Source organism: Acidovorax sp. KNOB132 (assembly GCF_057541515.1).
The window spans coordinates 1-1,249 of sequence record NZ_BAAJYT010000532.1 but is presented as its reverse complement, the minus strand read 5'-3'; the positions used below and the strand labels follow the sequence as shown (position 1 = coordinate 1,249).

The following is a 1,249-nucleotide window of genomic DNA, read 5'->3' as shown; positions in this document are numbered from 1 at the left end:
GCCGCAGGGCCGCGTCCCCGCGCACCGCCGCGCTGCCTGCGACCGATGCCGACGACGGCCTGCTGAGCGACAACGACATGTACGAGCGCATGGTCTCGGCCATCCTGGACCATCGCCTGCCGCCCGGCACCAAGCTGGTGGAAGACAAGCTGGCCATGGCCTTCGGCGTATCGCGCACCCGCGTGCGGCCGGTGCTGGTGCGCCTGGCGGGCGAGCAGGTGGTCACCCTCACGCCGCGCCGTGGCGCCTCCATCGCCCAGCCCACGGTGCAGGAGGCGCGCGAGGTGTTCGAGGCGCGCCGCCTGATCGAGCCGCGCCTGGTGTCGCTCTTCGTGGAGACGGCCACCGCGCAGGACGTGGCCTGGCTGGTGCAGAGCGTGGCCGACGAGGAGGCCTCGCGCCAGGCGGGCGACATGCGCCGGGCGATCCGGCTGTCGGGGGACTTTCACCTGCACATCGCGCAGGCGGCCGGCCACCAGACGCTGGGGCGCATCCTGCGCGAGCTGGTGTCGCGCACATCGCTCATCCTCATGACCTACAGCCCCAGCCATGTGCAGGCCCGCGAAGAGGCCACGGCCTGCGGCTGCCGCGAGCACCGCGCGCTGATCGACGCGATCCGCCTGCGCGATGCGGGCGAGGCCGCGCGGCGCATGCTCGACCACCTGGCGCGCATCGAATCGCAGCTCGAATTCACGCCCCCTCAGGACGCGGCGCCGGATCTGGTGCAACTGCTGGGTGCGGGCCGCGCGGCCTGACGCGCCGCGCACCCGGACAACAAGGCAACGCATGCGCCAACTGCTCGTCATCAACCCCAACACCTCGGCCAGCGTGAGCGCCTTGCTGCAGCGCCATGTGCAGGCCGCCGCCGGATCGCACGTGCAGGTGCGAACGGCCACGGCCCGGTTCGGCGCGCCCTACATCGCCTGCGAGGCCAGCTACGCGGTGGCCTCTCATGCGGCGCTGGACGCCTGGGCCGCTGCGCTGGCGGACGGCGGCCGCGCGCCCGATGCGGTGCTGGTCGGCTGTTTCGGAGATCCGGGCCTGATGGCGCTGCGCGAGAGCAGCCCGGTGCCGGTGACCGGGCTGGCCGAGGCCTCTTTCATCACGGCGGCGCGGCAAGGGCGCTTCGGCATCGTCACCGGCGGCGAGCGCTGGGGCCCGATGCTGCAGCGCCTGGCGCAGGCACTGGGGCATGCGCCCATGCTGGCGGGCATCCACACGGTGGCACCCACCGGCGCGCAACTGGCCC

2 protein-coding genes are annotated in these 1,249 nt (G+C 73.5%); both read left to right on the top strand.

Features of this window, described 5'->3' with window-relative positions; genetic code table 11:
- The first annotated feature begins 77 nt into the window (after positions 1-77).
- A complete protein-coding gene (locus AC27IO_RS24405) occupies positions 78-755 on the top strand; it encodes a GntR family transcriptional regulator (protein ID WP_284399561.1) in 678 nt (225 codons plus the stop codon).
- Positions 756-786: 31 nt separating this feature from the next.
- The coding region (locus tag AC27IO_RS24400; RefSeq protein WP_498741239.1) for an aspartate/glutamate racemase family protein at positions 787-1,249 on the top strand (463 nt) is incomplete at its 3' end.